Source organism: Streptomyces sp. NPDC005281 (genome assembly GCF_040607495.1).
In the GTDB taxonomy this organism is placed as follows: Bacteria; Actinomycetota; Actinomycetes; order Streptomycetales; family Streptomycetaceae; genus Streptomyces.
The window spans coordinates 68,764-84,737 of record NZ_JBEXGX010000034.1 but is presented as its reverse complement, the minus strand read 5'-3'; the positions used below and the strand labels follow the sequence as shown (position 1 = coordinate 84,737).

Annotated in this window: 15 protein-coding genes and 1 pseudogene; 10 read left to right on the top strand and 6 right to left on the bottom strand. The window is 71.3% G+C overall.

Going from position 1 to position 15,974, the window contains the following annotated elements:
* The 4 genes and pseudogenes from ABZV42_RS34845 to ABZV42_RS34830 form a co-directional block, all read left to right on the top strand.
* Nucleotides 1-240, top strand: a pseudogene (locus tag ABZV42_RS34845) (slipin family protein); the annotation flags it as partial.
* 345 nt (nt 241-585) lie between these two features.
* Nucleotides 586-1,668, top strand: coding sequence for a S1 family peptidase (locus ABZV42_RS34840; protein WP_355982345.1), 1,083 nt, complete (start codon nt 586-588; stop codon nt 1,666-1,668).
* Nucleotides 1,669-1,922: 254 nt separating this feature from the next.
* On the top strand, nt 1,923-5,663 hold the full coding sequence (dnaE, locus tag ABZV42_RS34835) for a DNA polymerase III subunit alpha (RefSeq protein WP_356055456.1): 3,741 nt from the start codon (nt 1,923-1,925) through the stop codon (nt 5,661-5,663).
* A complete protein-coding gene (locus ABZV42_RS34830) occupies nt 5,660-6,634 on the top strand; it encodes a hypothetical protein (RefSeq protein ID WP_356055454.1) in 975 nt (324 codons plus the stop codon). Before dnaE ends, ABZV42_RS34830 begins: the two co-directional genes overlap by 4 nt.
* 12 nt (nt 6,635-6,646) lie before the next feature.
* Here ABZV42_RS34830 and ABZV42_RS34825 read toward each other — a convergent pair whose 3' ends face one another.
* Nucleotides 6,647-7,021, bottom strand: a complete 375-nt coding sequence (locus ABZV42_RS34825) for a cupin domain-containing protein (RefSeq protein WP_355982351.1) — start codon at nt 7,019-7,021, stop codon at nt 6,647-6,649.
* A gap of 99 nt (nt 7,022-7,120) precedes the next feature.
* Between ABZV42_RS34825 and ABZV42_RS34820 the strand changes: the two genes are divergently transcribed.
* A complete protein-coding gene (locus tag ABZV42_RS34820; RefSeq protein WP_355982353.1) occupies nt 7,121-7,567 on the top strand; it encodes a MarR family winged helix-turn-helix transcriptional regulator in 447 nt (148 codons plus the stop codon).
* 170 nt (nt 7,568-7,737) lie between these two features.
* The gene (locus ABZV42_RS34815; protein ID WP_355982355.1) at nt 7,738-8,598 is read left to right on the top strand and encodes an alpha/beta fold hydrolase; all 861 of its coding nucleotides are present in this window, start codon (nt 7,738-7,740) and stop codon (nt 8,596-8,598) included.
* Nucleotides 8,599-8,759: 161 nt separating this feature from the next.
* Here the strand turns inward: ABZV42_RS34815 and ABZV42_RS34810 are convergent, their stop codons facing one another.
* Entirely contained in the window at nt 8,760-9,782 is a 1,023-nt protein-coding gene (locus ABZV42_RS34810) for a lytic polysaccharide monooxygenase (RefSeq protein ID WP_356055452.1), read from the bottom strand.
* 191 nt (nt 9,783-9,973) lie between these two features.
* Here ABZV42_RS34810 and ABZV42_RS34805 point away from each other — a divergent pair, with 191 nt between their 5' ends.
* The gene (locus tag ABZV42_RS34805) at nt 9,974-10,456 is read left to right on the top strand and encodes a GNAT family N-acetyltransferase (RefSeq protein WP_356055450.1); all 483 of its coding nucleotides are present in this window, start codon (nt 9,974-9,976) and stop codon (nt 10,454-10,456) included.
* 241 nt (nt 10,457-10,697) lie between these two features.
* On the opposite strand, the gene ABZV42_RS34800 is transcribed toward ABZV42_RS34805, so the two are convergent.
* A complete protein-coding gene (locus tag ABZV42_RS34800; protein WP_355982361.1) occupies nt 10,698-10,832 on the bottom strand; it encodes a hypothetical protein in 135 nt (44 codons plus the stop codon).
* Between the two features lie 161 nt (nt 10,833-10,993).
* On the opposite strand from ABZV42_RS34800, the gene ABZV42_RS34795 reads away from it, so the two are divergent.
* Nucleotides 10,994-11,617, top strand: coding sequence for a class I SAM-dependent methyltransferase (locus tag ABZV42_RS34795; RefSeq protein WP_355982480.1), 624 nt, complete (start codon nt 10,994-10,996; stop codon nt 11,615-11,617).
* A gap of 47 nt (nt 11,618-11,664) precedes the next feature.
* Here the strand turns inward: ABZV42_RS34795 and ABZV42_RS34790 are convergent, their stop codons facing one another.
* Both ABZV42_RS34790 and ABZV42_RS34785 read right to left on the bottom strand, forming a co-directional pair.
* A complete protein-coding gene (locus ABZV42_RS34790) occupies nt 11,665-12,165 on the bottom strand; it encodes a DUF402 domain-containing protein (protein ID WP_355982363.1) in 501 nt (166 codons plus the stop codon).
* Nucleotides 12,146-13,075 (bottom strand): GNAT family N-acetyltransferase, encoded by a 930-nt coding sequence (locus ABZV42_RS34785; protein WP_355982365.1) that lies wholly within the window; start codon nt 13,073-13,075, stop codon nt 12,146-12,148. The genes ABZV42_RS34790 and ABZV42_RS34785 overlap by 20 nt, the downstream gene beginning before the upstream one ends.
* Nucleotides 13,076-13,146: 71 nt before the next feature.
* On the opposite strand from ABZV42_RS34785, the gene ABZV42_RS34780 reads away from it, so the two are divergent.
* Nucleotides 13,147-13,518 (top strand): GntR family transcriptional regulator, encoded by a 372-nt coding sequence (locus ABZV42_RS34780; RefSeq protein WP_355982367.1) that lies wholly within the window; start codon nt 13,147-13,149, stop codon nt 13,516-13,518.
* An 86-nt stretch (nt 13,519-13,604) separates the two neighbouring features.
* On the opposite strand, the gene ABZV42_RS34775 is transcribed toward ABZV42_RS34780, so the two are convergent.
* The gene (locus ABZV42_RS34775; protein WP_355982369.1) at nt 13,605-14,699 is read right to left on the bottom strand and encodes a DUF5925 domain-containing protein; all 1,095 of its coding nucleotides are present in this window, start codon (nt 14,697-14,699) and stop codon (nt 13,605-13,607) included.
* 452 nt (nt 14,700-15,151) lie between these two features.
* On the opposite strand from ABZV42_RS34775, the gene ABZV42_RS34770 reads away from it, so the two are divergent.
* Nucleotides 15,152-15,958 (top strand): SGNH/GDSL hydrolase family protein, encoded by an 807-nt coding sequence (locus ABZV42_RS34770; RefSeq protein ID WP_355982371.1) that lies wholly within the window; start codon nt 15,152-15,154, stop codon nt 15,956-15,958.
* Nucleotides 15,959-15,974 lie beyond the last annotated feature (16 nt).

The window sequence follows — 15,974 nt, the reverse complement described above, 5'->3', positions numbered from 1 at the left end:
CTGCGCCTGCTGCAAACCGTCGTGGCCGTGGCCGCCGAGAAGAACTCCACCCTCGTCCTGCCCTTCCCCGTCGAACTGCTGCGCTTCCTCGAACGGGCCCAGTCGGGACAGCAACCACCCGAACGACCGCAGCAGCAGCGACAGCAGCGGGTGCCCGATCCCCGGCCGCCAGCTGTTCCCGAACGGACACCGGATCCGCAACAGGGTCCCGCTTCCGATGAGCCGGCCGATCCGCGGTAGAGCTCGGTCCGCCGGAGCCGGTGCCCTGTCCGGGGGGCGATTTCAAGACAGGCCCGGATCCCGCGTGTCGCCGTGGTGTGAGGCGTGTGCGGTGTTTGCTGTGCGAATCCACGGGGTGTGACCACGCACAGTCAGGGCGTAGAACCCGTACGGCTGTTGCCGTACAGGCGTCTTGAAGTCGACCTTGTGTGTTCCCTGTGCGTCTCGGAATAGTGGTCGAGGAACAACTGGCATGGACGCGACGGTACGGACTCTTCCGCCGTGCTCGGAGTCCATGTCCGTACGCCTTCCGGTCCCGGAGGTCCCCACAACCTCCCGGACCGACCCCCCACAGGAGGACATGAGTTGAAGCACCGACGTATATCCGGCAGGCGTGCCCTCATGACGGGTGCGGGCATCACCGCGCTGGTCGCCGCCGGAGTCACCTTCCAGACTGCGAACGCGAGCGAGGTCCCGAAGAACCCCGAGCCGCACACCCTCTCCGTCGTGGCGGCCGGAAAGCTCGCCTCGACCCTCGGCGAGGACCTGGGCGCCGATGCCGCGGGAACGTACTACGACGCGAAGTCCCGGCACCTCGTCGTCAACGTGCTCGACGGGACCGCGGCCAAGACGGTCGCGGCGGCCGGAGCCAGGGCGAGGATCGTCGAGAACTCCCTCGCCGAGCTGAAGAGCGCCCGCGCCACACTCAAGAAGGACGCGACCGTCCCCGGTACGTCCTGGGCGACCGACCCGGAGAGCAACAAGGTCGTCGTCACCGCGGACCGCACGGTCTCCGCGGCCGACTGGGCCGAACTCGCCAAGGTCGTCGACGGTCTCGGCGCCAAGGCGGAACTCAAGCGCACGAAGGGGGAGTTCAAGCCCTTCATCGCCGGCGGTGACGCCATCAGCGGTTCCGGCGGGCGCTGTTCGCTCGGCTTCAACGTGGTCAAGGGCGGGCAGCCGTACTTCATCACCGCCGGGCACTGCACCGAGGCGATCTCCACCTGGTCGGACGCCGACGGCAAGCAGATCGGCACGAACGAGCAGTCCAGCTTCCCCGACAACGACTTCGGCCTGGTCAAGTACACGGCGACCGTGGACCACCCGAGCGAGGTCGACCTCTACAACGGCTCCACGCAGCCCATCGCCAAGGCGGGCGACGCCACCGTCGGCATGAAGGTGACCCGCAGCGGCTCCACGACCCATGTGCACGACGGCACGGTCAAGGGTCTGGACGCCACGGTGAACTACGGCAACGGCGATGTCGTCAACGGTCTCATCCAGACCGACGTCTGTGCCGAGCCCGGCGACAGCGGCGGCTCGCTCTTCTCCGGCGACACCGCGATCGGCCTCACCTCCGGCGGCAGCGGTGACTGCACCGCGGGCGGCGAGACGTTCTTCCAGCCGGTGCCCGAGGCGCTCTCGGCCTTCGGCGCCCAGATCGGCTGACGCCTTTCGGAGCCCGGATCGGCTGACCGTCTTCGGAGCCGGATCGGCTGACGGCTTTCCCGGTCCGGCTTTCCCGGGGAGGCGGAGCCCCGCTCCCGCGCATGTCGCGGGGGCGGGGCTCCCGGTGTTTGCGCAGGTGGGATCGGGCCTGAGTGGATGTCGTACAAGTGTTCGAGAATTGGTCTATGGTGGGGGTGGGGCAGCTGAGAACAAATGTTCGAGAGTCGTAAGGGCTCACAGGTCAGGAGGTGTGCGTGCCGGGATTCACGCATCTGCACACCGCCTCCGGGTTCTCCCTGCGGTACGGGGCCTCGCACCCGGGGCGCCTCGCCGAGCGCGCCTCCGAGCGGGGCATGGACGCCCTCGCGCTCACCGACCGGGACACGCTCGCGGGCTCGGTCCGGTTCGCCAAGGCCTGCGCGAAGGCGGGCATCCGCCCACTGTTCGGCGTGGACCTGGCGGTCGGGGAGCCTGTACGGGGGGAGCGGGCGGCCCGGGATTCCGTACGGGGTGTGCGGGCGGCCGGGGAGCCCGTACGGGGGGAGCGGCGCCGTACCCCGGTGCGCGGCGGTGCCTTCATCGACGAGTCGACACCCCGCGCGACCTTCCTCGCCCGGGACGGAGCCGTCGGCTGGGCCGACCTCTGCAGAATCGTCACGGCGACGCACGCGGGCGGCCGGGAGAACGGCCCGCCCCTGCTGCCCTGGCCCGACAACCACGCCGAAGGCCTGACCGTGCTGCTCGGCCCCGACTCCGACGTCGGCCGCGCGCTCGCCGCGGGCCGCCCCGACCGCGCGGCCGGCCTGCTCGCGCCCTGGCGGGAGATCTACGGCGACGCCCTGCGCCTCGAAGCCGTCTGGCACGGCCGTCGGGGCACCGGTCCAGGCTCCCTGCGCCTCGCCGCCCGCATGGTCGGCTTCGCCGCCGAGCAGCGGGTGCGTCCCGTGCTCAGCAACGCCGTCCGGTACGCCGACGCGGGCCTCGGCCCGGTCGCCGACGTCCTGGACGCGGCCCGCCGGCTCGTCCCCGTCGACCCCCGGGGCGAGCTGGACTCGGGCGAGGCCTGGCTCAAGGACGAGGCCGCCATGCTGGCCGCCGCCGAGCGGATCGTCGAGGCGGCGGGCTACCGCCGTGACACCGCGCACCGGCTGCTCGAACAGACCCGGGCCACCGCCGCCGCCTGCCGCGTCGACCCCGAGGACGACCTCGGCATCGGCGGCGTCCACTTCCCCGAACCGCGTCTCGTCGGCGCGGACCGGCGCACCGCCCAGCGCGTCCTGGCCTCCCGGGCGGCGGCGGGCATGGTGCAGCGCGGCTACGCCGGCCGGCGCGCGTACTGGGAGCGGATGCATCACGAGCTGGACATCATCGCCCACCACGGCTTCGCCTCCTACTTTCTGACGGTCGCTCAAGTGGTGGACGACGTACGGGAGATGGGTATCCGGGTCGCGGCGCGCGGCTCCGGCGCCGGTTCCCTGGTCAACCATCTCGTCGGCATCGCGCACGCCGATCCCGTCGAGCACCGGCTGCTGATGGAGCGCTTCCTGTCCAAGCGCCGACCGGTGCTGCCCGACATCGACATCGACGTGGAGTCCGCGCGCCGTCTGGAGGTCTACCGCGCGATCATCGGCCGGTTCGGCACCGAGCGGGTCGCGACCGTCTCCATGCCCGAGACCTACCGGGTCCGGCACGCCGTCCGCGACGTGGGCGCCGCCCTCTCGCTCGACCCGGCCGAGATCGACCGGATCGCCAAGGCCTTCCCGCACATCCGCGCCCGTGACGCCCGCGCGGCCATGGACGAACTCCCCGAACTGCGCGAACTGGCGGGGCGGAAGGACGGATACGGCAAGCTGTGGGACCTGGTCGAATCCCTCGACGCCCTCCCGCGCGGTATCGCCATGCACCCGTGCGGGGTACTCCTGTCCGACGCCTCCCTGCTCGCCCGCACGCCGGTCGTGCCGACCAGCGGCGAGGGGCTGCCCATGTCGCAGTTCGACAAGGAGGACGTCGAGGATCTCGGGCTGCTCAAACTCGACGTGCTGGGCGTGCGGATGCAGTCCGCGATGGCGCACGCTGTGGCCGAGGTGGAGCGGGCCACGGGGGACCGGCCGGACATCGACGCGGTGGCGCCGGGCGACCCGGCGACGTACCGGCTGATCAAGTCCACCGAGACGCTGGGCTGCTTCCAGATCGAGTCGCCGGGCCAGCGCGACCTGGTCGGACGGCTTCAGCCCGCGACCTTCCACGACCTCGTCGTCGACATCTCGCTCTTTCGGCCGGGGCCTGTCGCCGCCGACATGGTGCGGCCGTTCATCGAGGCACGGCACGGCCGGGCGCCGGTCCGCTATCCGCACCCGGACCTGGAGGGGCCGCTGAAGGAGACGTACGGAGTCGTCGTCTTCCACGAGCAGATCATCGACATCGTCGACATCATGACCGGCTGCGGACGCGACGAGGCGGACCGGGTGCGGCGCGGGCTCTCCGATCCCGAGTCGCAGGGGCGCATCCGGTTCTGGTTCGCGCAGCACGCGGCGGCGAAGGGGTACGGCGTGGAGACCGTCGCGCGCACCTGGGAGATCGTCGAGGCGTTCGGGTCGTACGGCTTCTGCAAGGCGCACGCGGTGGCCTTCGCCGTCCCGACGTACCAGTCGGCGTGGCTGAAGGCCCATCACCCGGCCGCCTTCTACGCCGGGTTGCTCACGCACGACCCCGGGATGTACCCGAAGCGGCTGCTGCTGGCGGACGCGCGGCGGCGCGGGGTGCCGATCCTGCCGCTGGACGTGAACCGGTCGGCGGTCGCCCATCGTATCGAACTGGTGTCTGAATCGATGGGCTCGGGTTCCGGCTCGGGCTCGGGTTCTGGCTTGAGTTCCGGCTCCGGCTCGGGCTCCAGTTCCGGTTCGGATTCCGGCTCCGGCTCTGGCTCTGGCGCCGGTTCTGGCTCGGGCTCCGGCTCGGGATTCGGCTCCGCCGAGCGCTGGGGTGTCCGGCTGGCGCTCTCCGACGTGCACGGCATCAGCGAGGCCGAGGCGGCGCGGATCGCGGACGGGCAGCCGTACGCCTCGCTGCTCGACTTCTGGGAACGGGCCAGGCCGAGCCGGCCGCTCGCCCAGCGGCTCGCGCAGGTCGGCGCGCTGGACGCGTTCGGCGCCAACCGCCGTGATCTGCAACTTCACCTGACCGAACTGCACCGCGGCTCCCGGGGCGCGGGCGGCGGCCAACTCCCGCTGTCCGGCGGGCGGAACACCGCCTCCGCCGGGCTGCCCGACCTGTCCTCGGCGGAGCGGCTGAGCGCCGAACTGGGTGTGCTCTCGATGGACGCCTCGCGCAACCTGATGGACGATCACCGCGCGTTCCTGGGGGAGTTGGGCGTGGTCACGGCACGTCGGCTGCGCGAGGCGCGGCACGGCGAGACGGTCCTGGTCGCGGGCGCCAAGGTGGCCACCCAGACCCCGCCGATCCGCTCCGGCAAGCGGGTCATCTTCAGCACGCTGGACGACGGGACGGGCCTGGTCGACCTCGCCTTCTTCGACGACTCCCACGACGCCTGCGCCCACACCGTCTTCCACTCCTGGCTGCTGCTCGTACGCGGAGTGGTGCAGCGCCGCGGCCCGCGCAGCCTCAGCGTGGTGGGCGCGGCGGCCTGGAACCTCGCCGAACTGGTCGAACTGCGCGCCGAGGGCGGCCTCGACGTGGTGGCGGCCCGACTGGCGGAGCCCGCACCGGAGAAGCCGGGAAGGCCGGGGGAGCCGGGGGAGTCGGATGGGGAGGGCGAGCAGGGCGGGCCGCGGGAGCCGAGGCGCCAGGGACCGTCAGGCGACGGCGGTCCTTCCGGTGACGGAGGTCGGTCCGGCGACGGCGGTTCGGCCAGGGGTCGGACGATCCGGATGCCCACGGGGTACGAGATGCACCCCTGGGCCGATCTGCGTCCCGCGGGTGAAGGGCCCGCGGGTGGAAAGAAGTTGTGGCACCAGAGCCCGGGGAGTGCGGGATGACCATCCTCTGTATACGTTTCCAGCTGCCTCCGATGCACGAGGCCGCCCTGCCCCGACTCCTCGGTGTCCTGGAGGAGTTCACCCCGGTCGTCGAGGCGCTGCCACCCGACGCCGCCCTGCTCGATCTGCGGGGTGCCGAGCGGTACTTCGGGCGCGGTGCCGTCGAGTTCGCCTCACTGATCCGGGTGCGGACACTCGCCCTGTACGGGATCGACTGCGTGATCGGCGCCGGGCCCGGGCCGATGCTCGCGCGGATGGCGCTGCGGGACGCCGTACCCGGGATGACCCGGGTGGTCCCCGAAGAGCCGGACGCCGTAACGGAGTTCCTCTCCGGCCGCCCCGTCACCGCGCTGCCCGGCGTCGGCGGCGCCACCGCCCGCACCCTGTGCGAGTACGGCCTCGACACCATCGGCAAGGTCGCCGCCGCGCCCCTGTCCACACTCCAGCGCCTCACCGGCGTCCGGCCCGGCCGCGAACTGCGCGAGAAGGCGTCCGGCATCGACCGCGCCCGGGTCGTGCCGAACGCCACCTCGCGATCTCTGGCCGCCGAACGAACCTTCCAGTGCGACGAGTTGGACCCCTCGAGGCATCGTCGGGCCCTGCTCTCCGCGGCCGAGGAACTCGGCACCCGGCTGCGCTCCCTGGAGAAGGTCTGCCGCACACTGACCCTCACCGTGCGTTACGCCGACCGCTCCGCGACCGTCCGCAGCCGTACCCTCGAAGAACCGACCGCCCACTCCTCGACGCTGACCGGCACCGCGTACCGCCTGTACGAGGCGCTCGGCCTCCAGCGCGGCCGGGTCCGCGTGGTCGCCCTGCGGGCCGAGGGTCTGACCTCCGCCGCGCAGGCCTCTCATCAGCTCACCTTCGACCCGGTCGACGAGAAGGTCCGCCGCATCGAGCAGGTCGCGGACCGGGCCCGGGCGAAGTTCGGCCCCCATGTGATCGGCCCCGGGACCCTGGCCGCGTGACACCGGGCGGCCCTAGTTGGCCCAGAGCGGCGTGAGGACCGAGCCGTCGGCCAGTTCCGCGCGAAGGCCGATCGAGGTGGTGACCCAGGAGAGCGCGGGCTCCTGGCCCGGGTTCTCGATGCCGAGGGTCGCGCCCGGCGTGATGATCACGGTGTCGCCCGCGGTGATCCGCTCGGTGCGGCCGTCGAGCGTGACCAGCAGTTCGCCGGAGAGGAGATGGAAGATCTCCTCGCGGTTCACCGTGTGCACGGGGGCCCGGTGCCCCGCGGGAATCTCCGCGCGCCAGGCGCACAGCTCCTTGCTGCCGCTGCGGGGAGTGGCGTACGAGACGAAACGGGCGCCGTGGACCTCGTGGACCTCGGCTTCGGACGAGCGGACGACGGGCATGGGTGCCTCCTGGATCAATATGGTCAAGCAGCTTGACTGACTGCTGAGAAATATAGTCAAGCAGCTTGACCAAGTAGTCAAGGGTGTTTCAATGCATGCGTGCAGAACTCCGAGGCCATGGCCCTGTCCGCCGCCCTGCTCGCCGCCGCCGGCGAGCTGACCCAACGTATCCACGAGGGCGTCGTCGCCCGTGGATTCGAGGGGCTGCGGCCCGCGCACGGCTTCGCCTTCGCGCGGCTCGCGCCGGACGGGGCGACGGTCACCGACATCGCCTCCCACCTGGGGGTCACCAAGCAGGCCGCCAGCCAGCTCGTCGAGGAGCTCGTCCGCAAGGGGTACGTCGAGCGGCGGCCGCACCCCGCCGACGCGCGGGCCCGGCTCATCGTGCTCACGGAACTCGGACGGGCCTGCACCCGGGCGGCGGAGGAGTCCGCCGCGGATGCCGTGCGGGCGTGGGCCGAAGTGCTGGGGGAGGGTGAAATGCGCGCGTTGTGCACGCGTTTGACCCGCATCGCGCCCTACGGTCCCATCAGGCCCGCCTGGTGACACTCCGTCACCGGTGACGCCCGTCCTGGTTATCACTGGAAGTTTTTACTGACGCGTAACTTCACATGGTTGCTACTCGACCGTAACTTGACGAGTGAACAGCATCCTCGTGATCCGGATCACAGGGCGTACACCCCCACAACTCCCTTGAGCCGCAAGGAGATCACCCGATGCTGCCCTGGAAGCGAGTGCTCAGACCCCTGGCCGCGCTGCTCCTGACCGCAACGGTCGCAGTCATCCCCGCCGCCACAGCACATGCTGATTCCGCCCCCAGCAGTGGCTGGAACAACTACTCCTGCAAGCCGTCCGCCGCGCACCCGCGCCCCGTCGTCCTCGTCCACGGGACCTTCGGGAACTCCGTCGACAACTGGCTGGCCCTCGCCCCCTACCTGACCAGCCGCGGGTACTGCGTCTTCTCCCTCGACTACGGGCAACTGCCCGGCGTCCCCCTCTTCAACGGCCTCGGCCCGATCGACGCGTCGGCCGCACAGCTCCAGGTCTTCGTCGACAAGGTGCTCGCCGCGACCGGCGCCGCCAAGGCAGACCTGGTGGGCCACTCGCAGGGCGGCATGATGCCCCGCTACTACCTCAAGTTCCTCGGCGGCGCCGCCAAGGTGAACGCCCTCGTCGGTATCGCCCCCGACAACCACGGCACGACCCTCAACGGACTCACCAACCTGCTCCCGTACTTCCCGGGCGCCGGGGACCTGCTGTCCACGGCGACCCCGGGACTCGCGGACCAGATCGCCGGCTCCGCGTTCCTGACCAAGCTCAACGCCGGCGGCGACACCGTCCCCGGCGTCCACTACACGGTCATCGCCACCAAGTACGACGAGGTGGTCACCCCGTACGAGTCCGAGTACCTGAGCGGATCCGACGTCCACAACGTCCTGTTGCAGAACCTGTGCGGGCTCGACCTCTCCGAGCACGTGGCCATCGGGATCTTCGACCGGATCGCCTACCACGAGGTGGCGAACGCGCTCGACCCGGCGCACGCGTCCACCACCAGCTGCGCGTCCGTGTTCAGCTGACCGGCTCGGCGGACCACTCGTCCATGGTGGTCCGCCCGAGCGTGCCGGCGTGATCGTCCGGCCGTCCGCGTTCCGCGGGCAAGCGGAACGCGGACGGCGGAGGCACGCCGCCGGGGGCTGTCCGGCCTGAGCCGCCGGTCAGCCCCCGGAGTTCTGCGGCACTAGCGCCCGCGCCGGCCGCCCGGCGTCGCGCGTCGCCGCACCGAGGCGAACAGCGCTGCGGCACCGAGCGCGAGCGCGGCGGCACCGCCGATCGCGACGTACGAGGTGGAGGCGTCGCCGCCGGTCTCGGCGAGGCCCTGGGAAGATCCGGCGGCGTCCGGCAGGTTCTCCGAGGAGCCCGCGGTCTCGGCGGTGGTGACCTGGGCCTCCTCGGCCGCCTTGGCCCGGTCCGCGCTCGGGGCCGGCTCCGCGGAGGTACCGGCGTCGCCGTCACCGTGGCCGTGGTGCTCCACGGTCGACTTGTCGCCACCGTCCTCGATCTGCTTCTCGGACGGCGCCGAGGCGCTCGGCGCGGGAGCACCGCCGCCCGCGCCCTTGCCGCCCGCGCCGCCGAACGCCACGTCGGAGCAGGAGTAGAAGGCCTCCGGACTGTCCGAGCGCTGCCAGACCGCGTACAGGAGCTGCTTGCCCGAGCGCTCCGGGAGGGTGCCGGAGAACGTGTAGAAGCCGCCCGAGGCCACCGGGTCGGTGGCCGTCGCGACCGGGTGCGCCAGGTCGAGGTCGCCCCAGGCCAACGACCGCGACGGGTCGTAGCCCGACTTCGTGATGTAGACCTTGAACGTGCCCTTGTGGGGAGCGGTGACCCGGTACTTGAAGGTGTACGAGCCACCGCTCACGCTCGTCGCGGGCCAGTCGGAGCGCGCCAGGTCGAGGCCCTTGAACTCGGCGTTGCCGGCGCTGCACAGCTTGCCGTCCGGGATCAGCTCCTGGTGCCGCCCGTTCGCGTCACCGATGCGGATGCCGTTCCAGTCGTACAGCGCCTGGGTACCGCCCGCCGCGACGGCCGCCTTGCAGGCGTCCGACCTGGGGTGCTCCGGACCTTCCGCGTAACACTGGGACACCCGGCTCACCGGGTCCCCCATCGAGCCGTGCGCCGAGGCCGGCACCGCGGCCAGCGCGGACAGGGCGAGCGGGGCGATGCCGAGGACGGCGACGCCGGCGGCCTTGCGGCGTGCGGACATGGGGAACTCCTCGAAGGGTCCTGGTACGTGGGGTGGGTCCCGAACGGCGCTCCGAGCGGGGATCCCGTGGGGGTGATCAGAAAACTAGCCCCAAGAAACCGAGAAATCGCCTGCTGGAGGCGGGGGAGGGAGATCCTTATGGTGCCTTTAAGGGAGCGCTGAGACTGCGATCAGGTAGGTGGGGTGCGGGCATGGCGGAGACGTTCGGGGGCTCCGGGGGGACGCCCGAGGGGTTCGGGGTGCGGGTGGCCGTCGCCGCCGACGTGCCCCTCGTGAAAGCCGTGATCGATGCCGCGTTCCAGCCCTATGTGGAGCGCATCGGGCTCGTGCCGGTGCCCATGGAGGCGGACCACGCGGCGAATGTGGCGGCGGGGCGGGTGTTCGTCACGGGGGAGCCCGTCGTGGGGCTCGTGGTCGTCGAGCAACGCCCGGACCATCTGTACCTCGACATCATCGCGGTCCGGCCGGATGCCCATGGTCAGGGCATCGGCGGACGGCTGCTGCGTTTCGTGGACGCGCACGCGCGAGCGCTCGGGCTGGAGGAGATCCGGCTCTACACGAACTCGATGATGTGGGAGAACCAGAAGATCTATCCGAGGTACGGGTACGAGGCGACCGAGCGGCGCGTGAACGGGCCGTACGACCGGATCCACTACCGCAAGCGGCTGCACTGACGGGGCCGCCACCGCAGGCGGCTGCACTGACGGGGCCGCCGCGGGCGGTCGGCAGGCGTTCGGCGCGAGCCGCGAGTCGCGTGCAGCGCGCCGCGAGGGCGCGTGCCTGTCACCGCCCGGGCCCGTCCGTACGTGGCCGCCACGGGCCCCGTGGCGGCCACGTACAGCCGCCTGTACGGGGCCACCGCAGGCTCCCTCGAACGGGCGGCGTGCCGTCGCGCGAGGTGTCCGGGGCGGCGGCTCAGCCGTTCGGCCACCAGGTGCGTGCGATGTCCTTCCGGACTTCAGGGCGCTCGGCGGGGCGCTCGTCGGGTTCGTCCCGTACACGGCGGGAGTCCGACTTCCTCAGGGGCTTCTGCACGGTCACACGGCGCATGGCTGCCTCCTCGGGTCCACCCGAATGCGCGGTTGCACGGGGGCGGACCGTTTCGGGGAGAGTTCCTCATCGGCCGCGAAATGTCTGTGGCGCCGGTCACCCGCCGGGCCTCCGAGACCGACGCGGGCCGATTGTCAGTGGTGGGTGACATCGTGGAACGCATGGTGAGCGACGGTGGGACGAATCCAGGGGCCGGCGTCGACTGGGACGCCGAGTCCGGCACCTTCGACGAGGAGCCCGACCACGGGCTGCGCGACCCTGTGGTCCGCGGAGCCTGGGCGGCCCGGCTGCGGGACTGGCTGCCCGGGAAGCCCGGTGATCTGCTCGACGTGGGCTGCGGCACCGGCAGCCTGTCGCTCATGGCCTCCGAGCAGGGGCATCGGGTCACGGGAGTCGACCTCGCCCCGCGCATGATCGACCTGGCCCGCGCCAAACTGGCCGGGCGGGACGCCGCGTTCCTCGTCGGCGACGCGGTCGCACCGCCCGTCGGAGAGCAGCGGTTCGATGTCCTGCTGAGCCGCCATGTGCTGTGGACGCTGCCCGATCCCGGGCGCGTGCTGAGGCACTGGCGCGGGCTGCTGCGCCCGGGAGGGCGGCTGGTGCTCGTCGAGGGCGTGTGGGGGACCCTGAGTCCGGTCGGCATACCCGCCGAGCGGATCGTCACCCTGCTCCGGCCGCTGCTGTCCGACGCCGCCGACCTGAGGGTGGAGCCGTTGTCGGCCGACGCGCGCCTGTGGGGCCGTGACGTCGAAGACGAGCGGTACGCGGTGGTGGCCTCCTTCTGACCAGTCCCGTCTCCTGGACGGTGCCGTCTCCCGGGCGGTCCCGGCGTCTACGTCAGCAGTGCCTCGAAGCCGCCTTCGCGGGCCAGGTGTTCGAGGTCGTCCAGGGCCTTCTCGGCGGCGGCCGCGGCGGCCGGGTCGGTGGTCGCCAGGCCACTCTCCGCGAACTCGTCCTCGTCCAGACGCCGTACGTCGATGCCGTCGGCCGAACGCCACAGATCCAGGTCGAGATCCTCGACGACCAGCCGGCCTTCGGAGACCGTGGCCGGACGGGTGATGTCGCAGTACCAGCCCTTGCGTTCACCCGCGGAGTCCCGGACCTCCTTCACCGAGTACCAGCGGTCCCGCCAGTAGTACTCGGTGAAGACATCGCCCTTCTCGAACTGCACGAAGCCGAAGTCGCGGACGCCGTCTCCCGCCCAGGGGGCTCGCACGACCACCCGGTTGCCGTCGTCCGAGAGCAGCTCGGCCGGGTAACTGATCTTCGTACGGCCTGCCTTGACGAGTACGATCTCCACCGAACCAGGCGTGTCAGCCGAGGTCACGGACATACTTCACCTCCGTTGCGCAGATTTCATAGCCGAACCATTCATTGATCGCCAGCATCGGCCCGTTGCCGGCGTCGTTGCCCGTGAACGCGTCCGTGAAGCCGGCCGCGCGAGCCCGGTGCAGGGAGTGGTTCTTGGCGAGTTTGGCGAGGCCGCGGCCCCGGAAGGCGCGGCTTGTGCCCGTCATCACGGTGGCGTAGCGGGTGCCGCCGTCGGTGCGGGCCGCGCTGAACGCCGCCGGGCGGCCGTCGACGAGCGCGACGGAGGTGAGCTCGTGACTCAGCAGTGGGTGGTGCCAGGTCTCCGTCAGCCAGGCTTCGTAGTCCGTGAACTCGCGGTCGATGTCGCTCGGTTCGTCGCGGAGCGTCTCCGCATCCAGTGCGAACAGGGGCCGGGGGTCGTCCGCGAAGTCCGCTCCGGTGCGCAGCTCCACGCCGTCCGGCGGGGACTGGAGCGGGGGCAGCGCGCGGTTCGCCAGGTCGAGGCGGAGGAAGTGCGCCGAGCGGGCGGCGCGATAGCCCCGCTTCTCGGCGAAGACGCGGCAGCCGGGCGCGTCCAGTACCCAGGCGTGCAGCCGGGTCGCGCCCAGGGCGGCCAGCCGCTCCTCGGCGGTGCGGGCCAGCAGCGAACCCGCGCCGCGCCCCGTCCGTTCCGGCTGCACGTGGATGTTGAGGCTCCCCTGGCCGGGCTCCGGGCTGTCGTGGACGAGGCCCACCTGCGCGGCGCCGATCACCTCCCCGTCCTCCTCGGCCAGCAACGGCCGGTAGTGGGAATCGGGATGGGCCCGCTCCACGTCGTAGGCGACGGACTCGGGGGTGAAGAGCATGAACGGGAGGGCCTGGTGACGAATGCGAGCGAACGCCGCGGCGTCGGCCAGGTCTCCGTGCCGCAGTTCGCGAACGATCACGGTCATGTGATCGCACGCTACGCGGGCGCCGAGTGCGGGGGCCTCTCATTTTCGTGCGGGTACGCGACAATCGCCGGGTGACCCTGAAGATCCGCATCGCAGAGGGGGCCGCGCCGTACGAGCAGGTGCGCGCCCAGATTTCCGAGCAGGCCCGGTCCGGCGTGCTGCCGGTCGGCTACAAGCTGCCCACGGTACGGGGGCTGGCCGAGTCGCTCGGCCTCGCGGCCAACACCGTTGCCAAGGCCTACCGGGCCCTGGAGTCGGACGGGGTGATCGAGACGCGGGGCCGCAACGGTACGTTCGTCGCCGCCGCCGGGGACGCCGCGTCCCGCGAGGCCGCGTCGGCGGCGCAGGCCTACGCCGAGCGCGCGCGACGGCTCGGCCTGACCGAGGCCACAGCACTGGACGCCGTACGAGACGCCCTGCGGGCGGCTTTCGAGGACGCCTAGCCGGACTGCGGCCCGAGCGGTGGGCCCGGGCCGGTTCGAACCCGAACCCGTGCCTCCGGCCCGAACTCGGCGATGGGCCCTGCCCGTTACAGATACAAGCCCGCGTCCGCGCCCTCGCGTTGGTCCGGGACCGAGGTCGGGGTCGTTCCGCGGCGCAGTGCGTACAGCTCCGCCAGGGTGGCGCCCTCGCGCGAGACGCCTTCCTCGGTGCCCAGCCAGCCCACCGCCTCGCGCCGGGTGAGCGGTCCGACCTCGATCCGGGCGAGGCAGCGGCCGGGGCGGACGACGGCGGGGTGGAGGCGCTCCAGGTCCTCGTTGGTCGTGACGCCGACGAGGACGTTGCGGCCCTGGCCGAGCAGTCCGTCGGTGAGGTTGAGCAGCCGGGAAAGGGCCTGGCCCGCGGTGTGCTTCGCCTCGCCGCGGATCAGCTCGTCGCAGTCCTCCAGCAGGAGGAGCCGCCAGCGGCCCTTGCCGGTGCCGTCCTCCTCGCCGATCGCGATGTCCATCAGATAGCCGACGTCGGAGAAGAGCCGCTCGGGGTCCAGCACGCAGTCCACCTGGCACCAGTCGCGCCAGGAACGGGCCAGCGTGCGCAGGGCGGAGGTCTTGCCGGTGCCGGGAGGGCCGTGGAGCAGCAGCAGTCGGCCCGCGATGTCCTCGGGGGTCGTCTTCATCAGGCGGTCCATGGCGTCCGCCACCGGTCCCGTGTAGTTGGGGCGGACCTCCTCCCAGGTGCCCGCCGAGATCTGCCGGGTCGTGCGGTGCGGTCCCCGGCGCGGCGACACGTACCAGAAGCCCATCGTGACGTTCTCCGGCTGTGGTTCCGGCTCGTCCGTCGCGCCGTCCGTGGCCTGCTTCAGCACCTTCTCGGCGAGCTCGACGCTGGTCGCGGTCACCGTGACGTCGGCACCGCGGTTCCAGCGGGACACCAGCAGCGTCCAGCCGTCGCCCTCGGCGAGAGTGGCGCTGCGGTCGTCGTCGCGGGCGGAACGCAGCACCCGGGCGCCCGGTGGGAGCAGGGTCGCTCCGGACCGTACGCGGTCGATGTTCGCCGCGTGCGAGTGCGGCTGCTCGCCCGTCGCGAAGCGACCGAGGAACAGCGCGTCGACGACGTCCGACGGCGAGTCGCTGTCGTCGACGTTGAGCCTGATCGGCAGAGCGTCGTGTGGGTTCGCAGACATGTCGCCATGATCTGCCACCCGGGCTCCCCGTGCACCCGGTTTCCGCGGTGCGTCGCCTGTGTCGCGCCCGGTCCCGCTCTTCCGGTGTATTCCGTCAGTCCTGTGGCGGGCCGCGCGGCGACCGCGCTCGGCGCGCAGACGATCTTCCCCGGCAACCGGGACTCATGGGTGGGGGAGCTCAACTCCTGCCTCCTCAAGGGGTGTTGTGGCCTCGCCGACGCGGACCGTCGTAACGGCTCCCCGATCTTCCCGACTGCGTGCTCCGGGAGTTGACAAGTTGTCGGGCCGTGTCATCCGGCCGGCATTCAACTGTCATGGACATGTAACGAAATATGTGATGAACGGGGGCAGATCCACCGGTTCTTGCATAAGAGTCTTGGCATGGACACTTCCTGTCAACACGCGTAGCTGCTACCAAAGTTGTGGCAGAGATCCTGCTAAAGGGAGGTTCCATGAGACGTCCCAGATTTTCGGCATACATGACCTCACTCCTCCTCGCCGTCGGCCTCGCCCTTACCGGGGCAGCCGCGGCGCAGGCGCAAACCGCGGCCGCCACCGGCTACGTGGCCCTCGGTGACTCCTATTCCTCCGGTGTCGGCGCAGGCAGCTACATCAGCTCCAGCGGCTCCTGCGACCGCAGCACGAAGGCGTACCCCTATCTCTGGAACGCCGCGCATTCACCCTCGTCGTTCGACTTCACCGCCTGCTCGGGTGCTCGTACGGGTGATGTCACGGCGAATCAGCTCGGCCCGCTCAGCTCCTCCACGGGCCTCGTCTCGATCACCATCGGCGGCAACGACGCCGGCTTCTCGGACGTCATGACGACCTGCGTCCTCCAGTCCGAGAGCACCTGTCTCTCCCGCATCGCCACGGCGAAGGCGTACGTCGACTCCACGCTCCCCGGCAACCTCGACTCGGTCTACTCGGCGATCAGCGCGAAAGCCCCGGCCGCCCATGTGGTCGTCATCGGCTACCCCCGCTTCTACAAGCTCAACGGCAGCTGTCTGACCGGACTTTCGGAGACCGAACGGTCCGCCATCAACGGCGCGGCCGACTATCTGGACAGCGCGATCGCCGCTCGTGCCGCCGCCCACGGCTTCACGTTCGCCGATGTCCGGGGCAAATTCACCGGCCACGAGATCTGCTCGGGTGATGCCTGGCTGCACAGCCTGAACTGGCTGGACATCGGCGTGTCGTACCACCCGACCGCGAGCGGCCACTCCGGCGGCTACCTGCCGGCCTTCACCGCGGCGGCCTGACCTCCGGGCCCCCACC